The 17,083-nt window shown below is 49.6% G+C and carries 13 protein-coding genes; 8 read left to right on the top strand and 5 right to left on the bottom strand.

All coding sequences use genetic code 11. From position 1 onward, the window contains the following. Nucleotides 1–410 precede the first annotated feature (410 nt). The 5 genes from AC4PME_RS10905 to mobA all read left to right on the top strand — a co-directional run bounded on the left by AC4PME_RS10905 (nt 411) and on the right by mobA (nt 5,473). Nucleotides 411–1,736, top strand: a complete 1,326-nt coding sequence (locus tag AC4PME_RS10905; RefSeq protein ID WP_491046089.1) for a CmpA/NrtA family ABC transporter substrate-binding protein — start codon at nt 411–413, stop codon at nt 1,734–1,736. 21 nt (nt 1,737–1,757) lie between these two features. Continuing rightward, nucleotides 1,758–2,747, top strand: coding sequence for an ABC transporter permease (locus tag AC4PME_RS10900; protein WP_119500063.1), 990 nt, complete (start codon nt 1,758–1,760; stop codon nt 2,745–2,747). 15 nt (nt 2,748–2,762) lie between these two features. Then, the gene (locus AC4PME_RS10895) at nt 2,763–3,620 is read left to right on the top strand and encodes an ABC transporter ATP-binding protein (protein WP_119500064.1); all 858 of its coding nucleotides are present in this window, start codon (nt 2,763–2,765) and stop codon (nt 3,618–3,620) included. Nucleotides 3,621–3,710: 90 nt separating this feature from the next. Continuing rightward, entirely contained in the window at nt 3,711–4,913 is a 1,203-nt protein-coding gene (locus AC4PME_RS10890; RefSeq protein ID WP_491046058.1) for an alginate export family protein, read from the top strand. Further along, a complete protein-coding gene (mobA, locus tag AC4PME_RS10885; RefSeq protein WP_491046057.1) occupies nt 4,886–5,473 on the top strand; it encodes a molybdenum cofactor guanylyltransferase in 588 nt (195 codons plus the stop codon). Before AC4PME_RS10890 ends, mobA begins: the two co-directional genes overlap by 28 nt. A 53-nt stretch (nt 5,474–5,526) precedes the next feature. On the opposite strand, the gene AC4PME_RS10880 is transcribed toward mobA, so the two are convergent. From AC4PME_RS10880 to ccoG, 5 genes are all read right to left on the bottom strand, one after another. Continuing rightward, entirely contained in the window at nt 5,527–6,915 is a 1,389-nt protein-coding gene (locus tag AC4PME_RS10880; RefSeq protein ID WP_491046056.1) for a sensor domain-containing diguanylate cyclase, read from the bottom strand. Between the two features lie 167 nt (nt 6,916–7,082). Then, the gene (locus tag AC4PME_RS10875) at nt 7,083–7,685 is read right to left on the bottom strand and encodes an HD domain-containing protein (RefSeq protein ID WP_491046055.1); all 603 of its coding nucleotides are present in this window, start codon (nt 7,683–7,685) and stop codon (nt 7,083–7,085) included. Between the two features lie 68 nt (nt 7,686–7,753). Continuing rightward, nucleotides 7,754–8,377 carry a thiol:disulfide interchange protein DsbA/DsbL gene (locus tag AC4PME_RS10870; protein ID WP_119500069.1) on the bottom strand — a complete coding sequence of 208 codons (624 nt, stop codon included), beginning with the start codon at nt 8,375–8,377 and terminating at the stop codon, nt 7,754–7,756. Nucleotides 8,378–8,471: 94 nt separating this feature from the next. Next, nucleotides 8,472–9,479, bottom strand: a complete 1,008-nt coding sequence (locus AC4PME_RS10865) for a serine/threonine protein kinase (RefSeq protein ID WP_303573780.1) — start codon at nt 9,477–9,479, stop codon at nt 8,472–8,474. Continuing rightward, nucleotides 9,451–10,884 carry a cytochrome c oxidase accessory protein CcoG gene (gene ccoG, locus AC4PME_RS10860; RefSeq protein ID WP_491046054.1) on the bottom strand — a complete coding sequence of 478 codons (1,434 nt, stop codon included), beginning with the start codon at nt 10,882–10,884 and terminating at the stop codon, nt 9,451–9,453. The genes AC4PME_RS10865 and ccoG overlap by 29 nt, the downstream gene beginning before the upstream one ends. Nucleotides 10,885–11,149: 265 nt before the next feature. Between ccoG and AC4PME_RS10855 the strand changes: the two genes are divergently transcribed. From AC4PME_RS10855 to AC4PME_RS10845, 3 genes are all read left to right on the top strand, one after another. After that, nucleotides 11,150–11,515 carry a hypothetical protein gene (locus AC4PME_RS10855; protein WP_491046053.1) on the top strand — a complete coding sequence of 122 codons (366 nt, stop codon included), beginning with the start codon at nt 11,150–11,152 and terminating at the stop codon, nt 11,513–11,515. Between the two features lie 220 nt (nt 11,516–11,735). Next, nucleotides 11,736–12,266 (top strand): DUF3016 domain-containing protein, encoded by a 531-nt coding sequence (locus tag AC4PME_RS10850; protein ID WP_349584126.1) that lies wholly within the window; start codon nt 11,736–11,738, stop codon nt 12,264–12,266. Nucleotides 12,267–12,496: 230 nt separating this feature from the next. After that, nucleotides 12,497–16,990, top strand: a complete 4,494-nt coding sequence (locus AC4PME_RS10845) for an ExeM/NucH family extracellular endonuclease (RefSeq protein ID WP_491046052.1) — start codon at nt 12,497–12,499, stop codon at nt 16,988–16,990. The last annotated feature ends 93 nt before the right edge of the window (nt 16,991–17,083 follow it).

The raw sequence follows: 17,083 nt of genomic DNA, 5'->3' as shown, positions 1-17,083 counted from the left end.
GTTTTTTTGCACCTTAATGATACATGTCGGCGGGTTTCTATTTGCATCCCAATTGAGCGCAATGCGCGCTTTTTGTGCACAATTTTGAAACACCTTTTACCTTTTCTAATGCAGTATTTTGCTAAGTGGCTGATATTAATATCTTTTAATTTTTGGCATACCTGATGCAATAACCAATTTGCGACAGTTACTGCTTATTAAAAGAACATTAATAGTAACGCGCTCACAACTTATTCATGCTCCAAAGTGATTTGGAGTGCGGCAACGAAGCCCACCACCTTAGCGGTCATTCGCTAAGGTGGTGGGTTTTTTTTTGGCAACGAGGAACCCACATGAAAGCGTCAAAACCGTTATTTGGTCTGACAAAGAAAGTAAAAGCGCTGGCATCTACGCTGGCTCTGTCGTTGACAATGGCAGGCGCAAGCGTCTCAGCTGTTACAGCACAGGAAATTGACTGGCCCGAGAAAGAAGAACTTAAATTCGGCTTTATCAAACTGACTGATATGGCACCTCTGGCTATTGCGTATGAGAAAGGTTTCTTCGAAGACGAAGGTTTGTATGTCACGTTGGAAGCGCAGGCAAACTGGAAGGTTCTGCTCGACCGTGTTATTGACGGTCAGCTTGACGGTGCACATATGCTGGCCGGACAGCCTCTGGGTGCAACCATCGGTTTCGGTACTGAAGCGCACATTATTACTGCATTCAGCATGGACTTAAACGGTAACGGTATCACCGTCTCCAACGACATCTGGAAGGAGATGGAAAAGCACATCCCTCAGGAAAACGGTCAACCAGTTCACCCGATTAAAGCGGATTACCTGAAGCCGGTAGTCGACAGTTACCGTGAAACGGGCAAGCCTTTCAATATGGGCATGGTATTCCCGGTATCTACCCACAACTACGAGCTGCGTTACTGGCTGGCGGCCGGTGGTATTCACCCGGGCTTCTATGCACCGCACAAAGGTGACACATCCGGTCAGATTGATGCTCAGGCACTGCTGTCTGTGACACCTCCGCCGCAAATGCCGGCCACCATGGAAGCGGGTACCATTTACGGTTATTGCGTAGGTGAACCCTGGAACCAGCAAGCCGTGTTTAAAGGCATTGGTGTACCGGTTATTACCGACTATGAAATCTGGAAAAACAACCCGGAAAAAGTATTCGGTGTCAGCAACGAATGGGCCGAAAAGTACCCGAACACGCACCTTCGTGTGGTAAAAGCGATGATCCGTGCAGCGATGTGGCTGGATGAAAACAACAACGCTAACCGTCCTGAAGCGGTAAAAATTCTCTCTAAACCTTCATATGTAGGTGCAGACGAAGCGGTACTGGCAAACAGCATGACAGGTACATTTGAATACGAAAAAGGCGACAAGCGTGAGGTGCCTGATTTCAACGTATTCTTCCGCTACAACGCTACTTACCCTTACTACAGCGATGCAATCTGGTATTTAACGCAAATGCGTCGTTGGGGTCAGATCTCTGAAGCGAAACCTGACAGCTGGTATATGGACATGGCGAAGAAAGTGTATCGCCCTGACATCTACGCCGTTGCTGCTAAAGCGCTAATCGCGGAAGGTAAAGCGAAAGCTGCAGACTTCCCTGATTTCGACTCAGAATCTGGTTTTAAACCACCTCAATCAGAATTCATTGACGGCGTAACGTACGACGGTACTAAGCCCAATGCTTATCTGGAAAGCTTTGGTATCGGCCTGAAAGGCGACACCGTACTTTAATTACGCATACGGGAGACGAACATGAGCAAGTCAGCGTCATTAGTCACATCCATTGGATTAAAAGAAGGCAATATGGGCAAGGTCATATTATCAAACCTGCAAGCGTTGTTGTTGCCAGTCATTGGTTTACTGCTTTTCCTCGCCGTCTGGAACGGGGTAGCAAAAACCATCGATACGTCACTGGGCCAGTTCCCTGGTCCGGCACAGGTATGGACGCAGGCGCTGACCCTCATGGATGAACACAATGCGCAACGTGAAAAGGCTGACGCATTTTACGAGCGTCAGGAAGAACGTAATGCTGCGCGGGTAGCAAAGGACCCGGACTATGTACCGAAAATTCGTCCTTTTACCGGCGCACCAACCTTCTTTGATCAAATCTGGACAAGCTTGTACACCGTTATGGTCGGCTTTTTTATTGCGTCGGTCATCGCTGTACCGGTAGGGATCATGTGCGGACTAAGCAAGTCTGCTTACACCGCGATTAACCCTCTTATCCAGCTTTTCAAACCCGTGTCTCCGTTGGCCTGGCTGCCATTGGTAACGATGGTAGTCAGTGCCCTTTATGTGTCAGACGACCCGATGTTTTCAAAGTCATTTGTCACTTCTGCATTCACGGTATCACTGTGCTGTTTGTGGCCAACACTGATCAATACGGCTGTGGGTGTATCTAACATCGACAAAGACCTGGTGAATGTAAGCCGCGTACTGCGTCTCAAGCCGCCTACGCACCTGACTAAAATTGTTTTACCTGCCTCAATTCCGATGATCTTTACCGGTTTGCGCTTGTCGCTGGGTATTGGCTGGATGGTATTGATTGCCGCAGAAATGCTGGCACAAAACCCGGGGCTGGGTAAGTTCGTGTGGGATGAGTTTCAGAACGGCAGCTCAGAATCACTGGCCCGAATTATGGTTGCTGTACTGACTATCGGTGCTATCGGCTTCGTACTGGACCGCATCATGCTGATGTTTCAGCGCATGGTGAGCTGGGACAAAAACAGCGTATTACGCTAATCAGGAGAAACAGATATGACTGCAAAACATCTTGAACTGACGCAGGTAGGTATCGATTTTCCTACCCCGAAAGGCCCGTTCACTGCTTTACGGGACGTAAACCTGAAAATCAGCAAAGGCGAATTCGTATCATTAATCGGGCACTCAGGGTGTGGTAAGTCCACCGTACTGAACATCGTTGCCGGTTTACATCAGGCAACTTCCGGCGGAGTCATTCTGGACAACGCAGAGGTGAAAGAGCCCGGTCCGGAACGGGCGGTAGTTTTCCAAAACCATTCTTTGCTGCCCTGGCTGACCGTTTACAAAAACGTAGAGCTTGCTGTTAAGCAAACTCTGCGTGGTAAGTCTAAAGCCGAAATCAAAGACTGGGTGATGCACAACCTTGAGCTGGTGCATATGACCCATGCTATTGACAAGCTGCCTTCGGAAATTTCCGGCGGGATGAAACAGCGTGTTGGTATTGCCCGTGCACTGGCTATGGAGCCTAAAGTACTGCTCATGGACGAACCCTTCGGTGCCCTTGATGCACTGACCCGTGCCCATTTGCAGGATTCACTGATGGACATTCATGCTGACCTTGGTAATACCGTCATCATGATTACCCATGACGTGGATGAAGCCGTTTTGTTGTCTGACCGCATCGTCATGATGACTAACGGTCCGGCTGCAACGGTTGGCGAAATTTTGGATATTAATTTGCCAAGACCACGGGATCGTCTGGTGCTGGCAGATAACCCCGAATACAACCATTACCGCCATGAAGTACTCACCTTCCTGTACGAAAAACAGAAAAAAGTTGAGCCGGTAAACAGCCGTCAAAAAGATTCAAAAAACACTAAGGCTACATCAGCAAAAAAGTCTGATGCTGCCTGACTAAAGCACACAATTTAATAAAAACAATAGGATAGCTCAGCTGCAAGGCACGGGCGGGCTATCTCTGTCTCAAAATCAGAGGAACACACGATGAAACTAACTGCAATGTACCCGCGCACACTGCTTGCTGTTGCGCTCACAGGTGTCTTTTCCCCGGCTATGGCAGCCGACTGGTATGACGCAATGAAAGAAACCACTGCCACGGCAGCCTTTAATTTGCGTTACGAGGGTGTGCAACAGGATAACGCGCTGGCTGACGCTGATGCCCTGACGCTACGTACAATGGTGGGAATTACATCCGGCAGTTACAAAGGTTTTTCTTTCACTGCTGAAATGGAAGATGTGCGTATTGCTTTAGGGCAGGGCGATTACTCAGTGCCACCGGCCGGTTATCAGGCAGGAGAATATTCCGTTATCGCAGACCCGGAAACCACCGAGCTGCACCAGGGATTTGTGCAATATAAAAATGAAGGCCTGACCATCAAAGGTGGTCGTCAGATTATTGCACTGGACGGTCACCGCTTTGTTGGTCACGTTGGCTGGCGTCAGGACTGGCAGACCTTCGACGGGGTAACCGCAAAGTACACGTCCGGTAATATGTCTGCGTTTTACGGTTATGTTACCCAACGTAACCGTATTTTCGCTGAAGCGGCAGACCTGGACAGCAAAGATCATCTGCTGAACCTGTCTTACAGCAGCGATATCGGTAAGTTCACGGCGTATGCGTACTTACTGGAAGTGGATAACGGTATTGATAACGGACTCGATACTTACGGCATCAGCTATGCCGGCAGCACCACAACGGACTCCGTGAAGTGGATTTATAATGCTGAATATGCCACGCAAACCAGCGATACCCCGGCGGCCAGCTATGATGCCGATTATTACATGTTAGAAGGTGGTGCAGTGGTTTCCGGCATCACGGCTAAAGTGACTTATGAAGTACTGGGTTCAGACAACGGCATGTACGGCTTCTCTACACCGCTGGCAACCCTGCATAAGTTTAACGGCTGGACGGATCAATTCCTTGCTACGCCGGCACAGGGCCTTGAAGACCTGGCCTATACCGTCAGTGGCGGTCTGGCAGGTGGTAAATGGCTGGCAGCTTACCACGCGTTTGATGCAAATGAAGCTACTGAAGGGGTCAGTGATCTCGGTAGTGAAATCAATGTACAATACGTTACAAAAGTAGCTGAGCATTTCACACTGGGTCTGAAATACGGTACGTATTCTGCCGGTGATATTAAAGTGGACACTGACAAAGTATGGGTTTGGATCGGCGCGAAATTCTAAGTCATGAAACCGCAGGGTTAGTACTCTGCGGCGGCAAGTCATCCAGAATGGGGCGGGATAAATCCCGCCTGACACTGAATGGTTTGACGTTGCTGGATACTACGCGGCAAACATTGTCAGGTGTTTGTGAGATGGTTTACACCCTTGGCAAAACAGACTGCGATTTTACCGATTTATACGAAGATAAAGGGCCGGCTATGGCCCTTTTCAGTATGCTCGGCCAGGCCCGTATTCAGGATGGTGCCAGATTACTGGTGATGCCGGTAGACATGCCCCTTTGTACTGCCTCGTGCCTGCAGGCAATTCTGCAGGAGAGCCGCCAGCGTGAGACCAGCGTATATACCAGTGATGCTATTATGCCACTGGTGATCTGCTATTCGAAGCAGGGCATGAATAACCTGAAGCAATGCGTTAAAGAGCAGTCCTCATTATCCCTGCGCAGATTACTCAATTGTTTCGGCTGCGAAGCGGTAGACCTGCCACAATTTGCAGACGAATTGATGAATGTGAATAACCCTGACGACTGGCAGAAGGTGCTGGACAGAAAAGGCAGTGAGTAGGTTTGTCTGAGCGAAAATGAAAAATTACGTAAAGTGGTGAATGCGGCGGAACCTTATATGATGCGATTCCGGCCGGCTTTTTTTGCATCGTAAAGCGCTCTGTCAGCCTCATCAAATGCCTGCTCAAATGGAGCGCCTGTAGTTGCTTCAGCAACACCGAAACTACAAGTGGCAGTGAACTCAAAACCAGCAAACGAAAGTTGTGAGATGTTTTTTCTTAACGTAGCGGCAACCTGTCTGGCCCTGTGTACATTTGTCCGGGGTAAAAGTAAAACAAACTCGTCTCCGCCAAACCGCCCGAACACATCACTTTTGCGTAATTTTTTACGCACACAAATAGCAATCTCTCTGAGTACATTGTCACCCACAGAGTGACCGTAGGTGTCGTTAATCACTTTGAACTTGTCCACATCAAACACTATCAGACTGACCGGCTTGTCGTAACGTGCCGCGTATTTCAACTGCTGTTCAGCCAGAGCCGTGAAGTGTTCACGGTTTAAGGCCTGTGTCAGATAATCTATATGTACTTTTTCAAACAGTGCCCGGTTGTCTGCTGCCAGTGCAGGGACGCACATAGTAAAGTAAGCACTGCAGGCGATGACATTGATGCCGAACTGGTAAATATAGGCCTGCGTGTCTACACCAATAACAGCCACTATAGCCGCTGTCAGAATACTCACTGCAGCCAGGCTGATACTGGCTCTGAATGGTGTCTCAGTAAATACAATCCAGGTGACAGGAATAGCGAGAAAGAAAATGAAGCATGCTATCTCCTCTGAGTTAAGCCATTCTGCCGTGATTAAAATTATGCTTAATAGCAAACCTGTCAGTACCAGTTTCCAGATAAACGTCGAAAGGGCTTTCGGGCGATCATAAAAATTAATTTCCGGCATGAATGAGTAACGTGGAAATAAACGGGTGACTATGCCGGCAAAGATCGGGGTCATAACCACAACACCCGTCATATCCCCAATCCACCAGGCAATCAGGCTGTCGACGCCATCGTAAGAATAAATCAGAGCCAACCCACTTGCCGCCAGAACCAGACTGCTGACAGCGGCAATCAGCAAAAATCTGGTCACAAGAGTGACTAAGTTAAAAGACGCTGAAAGCGCCATCTGGCGCTTGAGCAGTAACGCGCCTCCACCATACAGGAACGTGTGTAAAGTGGCGAAGATACCGCCGGAAGTTAACAGTTCAGCGGTATCCCTGGATGCATTAAATAAGCTGTTTTCCCAGAACGTAGAGAGCATGCAGGCAAGCCATACAGCAAGCGTTGCAGATCTGCTTCCCATGAGTAAGAAAGCTGCAAAGGTAAGTCCTGCAGGAGGAAACCAGAGGCTCGCGTGGGGTGCATATTCCAGAAATACAGACAGCCTCCAGAGCAATAACCACAGTGGAAGCAGAAGACAACATTTAATGACAGCAGAGAAATTTAACAAGGATCCAGCACAGCATACGAATATCTATACTTCCATCATAAAACGACCCTCTTGCTGTTCCAAATAAAACTGGCGTTTTTACCTGAGGACCAAAATGAAAAGAGAAAAGTTCAGTGCTTGTTGAACTGTGTGAGAGCGATTTGCGGACATCCCTCAGCTCAACCAGGCTATGCCCCGTCACCGTTTTTCAGCCATCCCTTCACAACGGCCAAATCAAGTTGTTCGTTTACATAGCGCCATAAGCCCGGGGCGGCTTGCTGCAAGTGGGCGTTGCGGGCAAGAATTTTCTCTTTTGCTACCCCGTGACGTACCCAGCTTCCGCCTTCTGCTGCCATGTTCTGAAACACCGGTAATACTCTGTCCATGGCTTTGGCAAATTTAGCATCGGGGGTTTCTGCAGCTTCAAACTCGTGCCACAGCGCCAGCAAAGTTTCCCCCTGGCCCCGGGGAAGTAATCCGAAGATGCGCTCTGCGGCAGCAAATTCTTTTGCTTCCTGTTCAGCGTGATCGGCCGCTTCAGCAAAAGCGAACATATCACCGGCGTCGATTTCAACCAGGTCGTGGATAAGAATCATCTGTATGACACGGTGAATATTCACGTTTTGTTCTGCGTACGGTGCCAGTACCGATGCCATTAACGCCACGTGCCAGCTGTGTTCGGCGCTGTTTTCCTGACGGTCACCATCGCAGGGCAGGCGGACCTGACGTTTTACAGCTTTGAGATTATCGAGCTCACGGATAAAAGCGGCCTGAGCCTGAATATCTGTCATAAAAAGCATTCCTGTGTAGCAAAGAAAAAACGCGCCGTGCGGCGCGTTTTAGGTAATTTATAAAAAGCTTATTGTGTAGACAACCACACGATCAGGTCTTTCACGTCATCCATAGTCATGCCCTGGGTGAACGTTGCCTGATAACGGCCATTCACGATGAATGATGGCGTACCACGAACGTAGGCGCGGTATTGATCCTGCAATTTGATGTTCTTCTTCACCATGTTGTTTACGCCGAAGCTGGCAGCCAGCTTATCGAACTCGGCCGGATCAACATCGTTAACAACGAACAGGTTTTTCAGATCAGCCAGATTTGTTACCGGTGCACGTTGCTCATGAATGTACTTGAAGATTGCGCCGTTCAGCTTGTCTTCTTCTTTCATTGCACGGCCAATCATCATGGCACGGGTAGCATCGTTCTGTGCTTCTTCTGAAGCACCGGGCATAAAGTTTACGTGAATTTTTGTGAACTTGGTGCCGGCAGGCAGATCTTTCTTAATTTCAGCTACAACCGGCTCGAAGCGGTAGCAGTGACCACACCAGAATGAATGGAATTCATACACTTCCGGTTTGGCTGTCGCCGGTTCATCCAGTACTTTATAGTGCGTACCTTCTTTCCATTTAACGTCATCTGCACAGGCCTGCAACGGGATCATCAGTGCCGCCAGCAGAAATAAACCTATTTTTTTCATTGTTTAACAATCCGTAAAACCAAAATACAAAAAAAGAGTACCACAGCAATTCCCGTCCGGGTAGCGTACGCGACAAGTCGCTCACATCTCAGGGCTAGTAACCCAGTTTCAACGGCGGTTCATGCAGGGCTGCCAGCTGTTCCTTCAGTGCCAGAATTTGTCCTTCCCAGTATTTGTCTTCGGCAAACCAGGGGAACGCACGGGGAAAAGCGGGATCTTCCCAGCGCTGTGACAGCCATGCCATATAGTGCACCATACGCATCGCCCGCAGAGGTTCTATCAGGGTAAGCTGGCTGTTATCAAATGAATGGAATTCTTCATAGGCTTCAACCAGCACATCAAGTTGCAACATCTGTTGTTGCCTGTCACCGCAAAGCATCATCCACAAATCCTGAATGGCCGGCCCGCTGCGGCAGTCGTCCAGGTCGACAAACATGGGGCCGTCGCGCCACAAAATATTGCCGGGGTGGCAATCGCCATGTAAGCGGATAAGGGTTGAATTATGGTAGCGCTGGCGGGTTTCTTTGATCAGCGGATCGAGAATAGCGAAAAAAGCGGTTTCCAGATGTGACGGCAGCAAGCGGCTGCGGGTGAGTACATCTCTTGGTGCATCCAGAAAGCTCTGAGTATTCAGCTCAGGCCGGTGAACAAAGGGTTTAGCCTGAGCCACACGGTGAATTCGGCCAATGAAGCGGCCCATCCATTCAATCTGGTCAAGGTTGTCGACTTCAAACTGTCTGCCGCCTACCGATGGAAATACCGCAAAGCGGAATCCGCAAGCCTGTTGCATGGTTTTGCCATCGATGGCAAGCGGGGCCACCAGAGGAATATCGGCACCGGCCAGCTCCAGAGCAAAGGCGTGTTCTTCGAGGATCTGTTCATCTGTCCAGCGACCGGGTCGATAAAATTTGACTACCAGGCGCTGACCGTCTTCGGCTTTAAACTGATATACGCGGTTTTCGTAACTGTTCAGCGCCAGTAAACCGGACTCAGGATAAATGCCACAGGTTTCCAGCGCGTCTAAAACAGTATCCGGGCTGAGCCCGGAAAAGGCGAAATCACCCTGAGGTGTTTCACCGGTAGAGGAATTTTGTTGGTTCATTGACTTCCACAACATTGCCCTCAGCGTCCTGAGTACGGACACGGAATGATATTTCCGTTACCGCCTCGCTGAGGTTCTTCGGAGAGGTTTCCAGAGATATTGGCATACTGAAGACTTCTCCGCCACCCACAGTCACGGTTGTGTCACCCAAAATGTTGTAATCGGGCAGGCCTTCAACCTGAATGGTATAGGTGTGGGTATCCTGAGATTTATTCAGAATCTTAATGGTATAGACGTTTTCCACGTTGCCTTTGCCGTTTTCCCTGTACAGAGAATTACGGTCGCGGATTGAATCCACTTCCAGCGGCGTGCGGGTGGCAATGTCGGCAATCAGTAACCCGACCATCAGCAGCAGGACAATCAGGTAGCCTATCAGTTTGGGTCTGACGATATGGGTGGTTCCGCCGGTCAGCCTTTCCTCAGAGGTAAAGCTGATAAGCCCCTTCGGATAATTCATTTTCTCCATAACACCATTGCAGGCATCCACGCAGGCGCCGCAATTGATGCATTCGTATTGCAAACCGTTACGGATGTCGATACCGGTGGGACACACCTGCACACACAAGTTACAGTCGATGCAGTCTCCCAACTGTTTTGTCGCCAGATCTTCATGACTGAGCTTACGGGGGCGGGGCCCGCGTTTTTCACCACGGTTATAATTGTATGACACGGTGAAGGTGTCTTTATCAAACATGGCAGACTGGAAACGGGCATACGGACACATGTGGGTGCACATGATTTCACGCATCCATCCGGCATTACCGTAGGTGCAAAAGGTAAAAAACAGAATGGAAAATACTGACCAGAAGCCGGCATTAAAGGTGAAAAAATCAATAAACAACTGTCCGATTGGCGTGAAGTATCCTACAAACGTCAGTGAGGTCAGCAGGGCAATGGCAATCCAGGCGCTGTGCTTGAGTGTTTTGCGCCAGAACTTGTCGAAGTCCATGGCCCTTTCATCCAACTTGATACGCTTATTTCGGGGACCTTCGATTTTCTCCTCGCACCAGATATACATGTAGACCCAGGTAGTTTGCGGGCACATAAAACCACACCACACACGGCCTGCAAATGTGGTAACAAAAAACAGGGCGAAAGCACCGACGATAAATATGTAAGCCAGCAGGGTAAGGTCCTGAGGCCATAAAGTCAGGCCGAAAATGGTAAACCGCTGCTCCATGATATCGAGAAGAATGGCCTGATGGCCATCATAGCGGATCCAGGGGATCACGGCGAATAAACCCAGGAAGATAAAACCGAACAGGCGGCGGAACGTTTCGATGGGGCCCTTCACCGCGCGCACATAAATCTGACTGCGTGCCGACTGGCGTTTATGACTTACGCCGCCGGCGGGCTGGTGTACTTTTACCGTGGATACTTGTTTAACCTGAATTTGTTCGCTCATTAGGCAACCTTAACTGGCACAGGTGTGTAGTGTACTGCGGGCAGTATAACAAGTGTATGTCTGTCACACTTAATATAGATCAAATAAACCCCTTCTGTGCATACTACTCAGGCTTATAAAACCTCATAAATAAGTATGAAAACAAATCTGTTGCACTTGACGTTAAGCGGTTAAATTATCTACAGGGCTAATTGTCACCAATGATTTATTACCGGGCGGGGAACGGGCCGGGGTAGTCAGAAAACAACAGGAAAAAGTAAAGCAGATGTGGCGTAGTTTTGTGGTAGTTTCAGAGATTGTAGTACTGGTCTTTGTGCTTCGGTTACCCTTCGTCCAGTACATGTTTAAAGACGCACAGGACGTGGTCGGCCAGTGGTATGCCTATGTGGCTACCTGGCAGGACAGAAATGAACTGGCTGAGCTTCATACTATCAGTGCTGCACAACGGGACCTGCTTCGTCCCTTCCAGCAGGAATACGTGGACGGTATCATGGCGAGCCGCCACAGTGTGCAAATATTCCATAAGAAATTCTGCGGTACAGACAACATCAATCCTTATATCCACGGTGCGCAACTGGCGCAGTTTTGCCACTCAATAGAGACCACCGGCCTGCTGGCGATGGACTACTGAACGCGGTTCAGCTTCCATTCATCTTTTCATGCTTTAATAATGGTGATTTAGCGGAACAATCTGCTTAATCACTGCTCTAACAAAGTGTCTGTTTATTGTGTCCGTGCGGGATTTCGCATGAGAGGCGCGGTAAATCCACTCAAAGCAGGCACCGGATAACCGGAGAATGTTTTCGCCGCCCGCGGGCAACGCGGCCGAAATTATCGGGGAGATGCAAAGCATGAACACATTGATTAAAACTGCACTGGTTTCTCTGACCGCCGGCAGTTTACTGCTGTCTGTACAGGCATGGTCTGCCACCACAGAAATTACCTGGGAAAAGCCGGAGAAGTACACTGATGTACGTCCTGCTAATGAAAGCCGGGTGAAGTTCCGCGAACGTACATTTAAAGCGCTGGACGAATACTTCGCCAAACTGGCAGAGAAACTGCCTGAAAAAGACAAGCTGGCGATCACGGTGACAAATCTGGATCTTGCCGGCCAGGTGTGGCCAAGCAGCTTTGTCTTTGGCAACGCCACCGGCACCGATGTTCGCATTGTGAAACGGGTGGACATTCCGCGTATTAAATTCAGCTACACCCTCACTAACGAAGCGGGCAAAGTCGTTAAGAGTGCAGATGTCGACTTAAAGGATATGGGATTTTTAGATAACCCCCGTACCTTCACTCAAAATACGCACCTGGGTTACGAAAAAGCCATGATTAAAGAATGGTTTAACGAAGAGATGGCCAGCGCGCTGGTGCAAAACTAACCTGTTATCTCACCACTTTCTTCAGTGCCCTGAATCCCCGGGCACAACCCCTTCCTTGTACATCAATTTTGTCTGATATACCTGCATCCCTTTGCTGTCAGGGAGTACAGACCATGTGGTCAAAAAAGTACCGCTGCTGGCCAAAAAATTGTCATTTCTTTGTAGTAATTTCTTTATACTCTGCAACTGCACTTTGGGATAGTTTCTAATTACAAGCAGGAGCACTAATAATGAAAGCACCAATCCTGCTTCCTCTCGTATTGGGGATATCAGCATCTGCCATTGGCGATGAACTGCTTATTTCTCAGTATGTTGAAGGGAGTAGCTCTAATAAAGCGATAGAAATCTATAACCCGACAGACAGCGCGGTATCACTGACTGGTTATACACTGTCCATCTATTTCAACGGAAAAACTGCAGCGGGCGCAAACATCGAACTTTCAGGTTCAATCGCAGCGCAAAGTACACAAGTTATTGCCAGTTCAAGTGCCGGAGACACTTTGAAGGCATTGGCTGATGTGCTGACTTCACAGTCTATGTTTAATGGTGATGACGCCATTGTTCTGACTGACAGTAGCGGTAACGTACTGGACAGTATTGGCCAGGTTGGCGTTGATCCCGGTTCTTCCTGGGGCAGCGGCAGTGTAACCACAGCGAACGACACACTCATACGTTTAAGCAGTGTTGCCGGTGGCGATACTGACCCGTTTGATGCCTATGATACGTCGGAATGGGAAGGTCTGGCACAGGATGATTTCACAGGCCTGGGCAGCCATGATTACACCGGTGGTGGTGATGACGGCGGCGATGATGGCAGTGGCACCGGCGGCGGTGACGAAGACTTAAGCGGTGTTTGTACAAACTGTCCTGATCTGGACAAAGTTGCAGATGCCGGCGAATTTGATGCTGCTTCATACTACGCGGCGGTTCAGGCTGAAATCGATGCCAGTTCCGACACCTCTGTTATTCGTCAGGTACTCAGTGAAACCATTTCCGGTCAACGGGTGCTGACTTATTCTGAAGTCTGGACGGCATTAACGGAAACCGATGAAGATCCTGCAAATCCGGATAACATCATTCTGATTTATTCCGGCAAATCGATTCCTAAGTCAGAAAACGGCTCCGGCGAGTATTCCAGCCAGCCTGACTACTGGAACCGTGAGCACAGCTGGCCAAAGAGTCATGGTTTCAGCAGCTCGTCAAATGAAGCTTATACCGATATTCAGCACCTGCGTCCGTCTGACATTACTGTTAACAGCAGCCGCAGCAACCTGGATTTCGACAATTCCGACAACGCCCTTTCTGAAGCGCCGGCCAACCGTATCGACAGTGACTCTTTCGAGCCACGGGATGAGGTAAAAGGCGACATCGCGCGGATGATGATGTACATGGATATGCGCTATGAAGGCGCCGGCAGCGATGTAACGCCGGACCTGGTACTGGTTGACCGAATTACCTCAAATGGTGAAGCGGCGCTGGGCAAACTGTGTACGCTGATTGCCTGGAGCAATGCTGATCCTGTAGATGCAGACGAAACCCGTCGTCACAGTGCCATCTATGAATATCAGGGCAACCGTAATCCGTTTGTCGACCATCCTGAATGGATCGACTTATTTTACGATGCAGACAGCTGTGGTGATGTCACAGCGCCCGATCCTGAGCCGGACCCTGAACCGGAGCCGGAGCCCGATCCGGAACCACAACCTTCCGGCAGCGGTGCACTGATGCTTACCGGTGTATTTGACGGCCCGTTATCCGGCGGTACACCTAAAGGTATCGAATTACTGGTAACGCAGAACATTGATGATCTCAGTGTGTGTGGTGTCGGCGGAGCGAATAATGGTGGCGGTTCTGACGGTCAGGAATTCACTTTCCCTGCGGTATCAGCTGTGGCCGGCCAGTTCATTTATGTTGCCAGCGAAGCCACAGGGTTCGCAGATTTCTTCGGTTTTGCACCGGATTACACCAGTGGTGCTATGTCTATCAACGGTGACGATGCCATTGAAGTCTTTTGTGACGGCGCGCTGGTAGATTACTACGGTGACCGTGATACTGACGGCACGGGCACAGACTGGGATTATCTGGACAGCTGGGCTTACCGTACCGGCGGTAGTGCTTCTTCAACGTTTAACATTGCAGACTGGCAGGTTGCCGGTACCAATGTGTTTGACGGTGAAACCAGCAATGCCACTGCGGCAATGCCTTTCCCGCTGGGTTCTTACGTAGCACCAGCCACAGAGCTTTTCTTCTCTGAATACATTGAAGGCGGTTCTAATAATAAAGCGGTTGAGATTGCTAACCTGACATTGTCTGACATCGACCTGAGTACATACGATGTGCAGATTTACTTTAACGGGTCAGCCTCTGCCGGTCAGACATTCACATTAACCGGCACACTGGCTGCGGGTGATGTATTTGTGCTGGCGCATACTTCTTCGGAAGATCCAATCCTTAATGTGGCAGACATGACCAGCGGCAGCGTTCAGTTCAACGGTGATGATGCTGTTGTGCTGCGTAACAACGGCGTGATCATTGACAGTATCGGTGTTATCGGTGAAGACCCGGGTTCATACTGGTCTGGCGGTGACGTGCGTACACAAAACCGCACGCTGGTACGCAAGTCTTCTGTTACGGAAGGCGACAGTGATGCCTATAATGCGTTTGACCCCAGTGTTGAATGGGATGCGTACGCTCAGGATACCTTCGATTACCTCGGTTTCTACGGCACCGGCAATGACGATGGCGGCAACGCATCATTAGGTATTTGCGGTGACGAAGCGACATACATCAGTGCTGTACAGGGAAGCGGTGACAGCTCACCACTTTCAGGTCAGAGCGTGATTGTTGAAGCCGTTGTAACCCACGTAACTCCGGCTCTGGACGGTTTCTGGATTCAGGAAGAGAGCAGCGACAGTGACGGCGATGAGACTACCTCTGAAGGTGTGTTCATTGCCAGCGCTTCACTGGCCGGCTCTGTTACTGAAGGTGAGATTGTCCGTTTAGCGGGTACGGTTGGTGAAGACTACGGCCGCACAATGATCACTGCCTCTTCAGAAGCCCTGTCCTGTGGTTCAGGCTCTGTGTCTGCAGTGGCGATTACTCTGCCTATGACAGATGCTTCCGGATTTGAAAAATATGAAGGTATGCTGGTAACCAGTAACGAAAACTGGGTGATCAGCAATATCTATCCGTATTCTGACTTCGGTGAAATCTGGGTGTCTACAGAACGTCTGTTCAACCCGACACAACTGTATGCACCGGGTTCTCAGGAAGCGGCGGACCTGGCGACAGCCAACGGACTGAACAAACTGATCATTGACGACAATGCAGACGGTTATGCGTCAGAGTGGATGCTGCCTGCAGGTGGTTTCACACCTTACAACACTATCCGTTCCGGCGACCTGATCACCGGTGTAACCGGCGTGATGGACTATGGCTATTCTGCATACCGAATCCGTCCGGTTGAGGTGCCGTCTTTACTGGCTGATAACTACCGTGAAGATGCGCCAGTGGTATCTGAAGGTAACCTGAAAATTGCCAGCTTCAACGTACTGAACCTGTTCAACGGTGACGGTAATGAAGGTGGTTTCCCGACAGAGCGCGGTGCAGATTCCTATGCAGAATATCAGCGCCAGCTGGCGAAAATTGTCAACGCGCTGGTAGCCATTGATGCTGACGTACTTGGACTGCTGGAACTGGAAAATGACGGTTTCGGTGCTGACAGTACAGTGGCTCATCTGGTCGATGCGCTGAATGCGGAATTCGGTGAAGGCACTTACGCCTATGTAGATGCCGGTGTTGAACAGTTAGGCACCGATGCGATTACATCAGGTATTCTGTATCGTCCTGCCGTGGTTACACCTTCAGGTGCACCGCAAATTCTGATGGAAGCGAACAGTCCTTCTGATGAGGAAGGCGTGTTGTTTGCAGACTACGGTAACCGTCCGTCTCTGTCACAACTGTTTACTCACACTGAAAGCGGTAAAACCTTCGTGGTTGATGTTAACCATCTGAAATCGAAAGGTTCAAGCAGCAGCTGTCAGGAAGACGGTAATACCGAACAGGGTTTCTGTAACCGTAAGCGTACCCGTGCCGCTATGGCCATTGCACAGTGGTTGCAAAGCACTTATCAGGACACGCCGATGATCCTGCTGGGAGACTACAACGCTTATGCTCAGGAAGATCCTGTGCAGGTACTGGCAGACGCCGGTTTTACCGACACCGTGTCTGAATTGAAAGGCAGTGCATCTTACAGCTATACCTATGACGGCCTTGTGGGTACGCTGGATTACATGTTCAACAACGCCGCTGCCCGAGATATGCTGGTGGATGTTACTGAATGGCACATCAACAGTGATGAACCGGAGTTCTTCGATTATAACGAAGAATATAAGCCGGCTTCATTCCTGAACGAGCTGCCCTTCCGTGCGTCTGACCATGATCCGGTTATCGGTACCTATCAGCTGGACGCAGATGTGCAGGCAGTGACAGGTGACTGGGACGGCGACGAAGACGTGGATAACAATGATATCCGCAGTTTCATGTTTGCTATCATCGCCCGTCAGGCTATCGACATGGCTTTCGATTTAAATAATGACGGCAAAGTGAATACCCGTGACATCGCAGTAATGCGTTCGTTATGTACACGCAGCCGCTGTGCGACGGAAGACGCGCAGAACAACGGTGCCCGCCGCAATCTTGGGGCGCTGTTACGCAGCAGATAAATACTGCTGATTTGATATAAATGAAAAGGGCGCCTTGCATTGCAGGCGCCCTTCTTTTTTATCTGTGGCTATTGTTGCCAGTGATGATTAGCG

This window comes from Alteromonas sp. (assembly GCF_984505615.1).
Note: the sequence above shows the minus strand (reverse complement) of the source record. Positions and strands in the feature narration are given on the sequence as shown.

Bases quoted from the DNA above. Each gene is read 5' to 3' on its own strand.
- mobA (WP_491046057.1), top strand. From the start codon at position 4,886: ATGGGTTTGGATCGGCGCGAAATTCTAAGTCATGAAACCGCAGGGTTA.
- AC4PME_RS10855 (WP_491046053.1), top strand. From the start codon at position 11,150: ATGTGGCGTAGTTTTGTGGTAGTTTCAGAGATTGTAGTACTGGTCTTT.
- AC4PME_RS10905 (WP_491046089.1), top strand. From the start codon at position 411: ATGGCAGGCGCAAGCGTCTCAGCTGTTACAGCACAGGAAATTGACTGG.
- AC4PME_RS10870 (WP_119500069.1), bottom strand. From the start codon at position 8,377: ATGAAAAAAATAGGTTTATTTCTGCTGGCGGCACTGATGATCCCGTTG.
- AC4PME_RS10890 (WP_491046058.1), top strand. From the start codon at position 3,711: ATGAAACTAACTGCAATGTACCCGCGCACACTGCTTGCTGTTGCGCTC.
- ccoG (WP_491046054.1), bottom strand. From the start codon at position 10,884: ATGAGCGAACAAATTCAGGTTAAACAAGTATCCACGGTAAAAGTACAC.
- AC4PME_RS10850 (WP_349584126.1), top strand. From the start codon at position 11,736: ATGAACACATTGATTAAAACTGCACTGGTTTCTCTGACCGCCGGCAGT.
- AC4PME_RS10875 (WP_491046055.1), bottom strand. From the start codon at position 7,685: ATGACAGATATTCAGGCTCAGGCCGCTTTTATCCGTGAGCTCGATAAT.
- AC4PME_RS10900 (WP_119500063.1), top strand. From the start codon at position 1,758: ATGAGCAAGTCAGCGTCATTAGTCACATCCATTGGATTAAAAGAAGGC.
- AC4PME_RS10865 (WP_303573780.1), bottom strand. From the start codon at position 9,479: ATGAACCAACAAAATTCCTCTACCGGTGAAACACCTCAGGGTGATTTC.
- AC4PME_RS10895 (WP_119500064.1), top strand. From the start codon at position 2,763: ATGACTGCAAAACATCTTGAACTGACGCAGGTAGGTATCGATTTTCCT.
- AC4PME_RS10845 (WP_491046052.1), top strand. From the start codon at position 12,497: ATGAAAGCACCAATCCTGCTTCCTCTCGTATTGGGGATATCAGCATCT.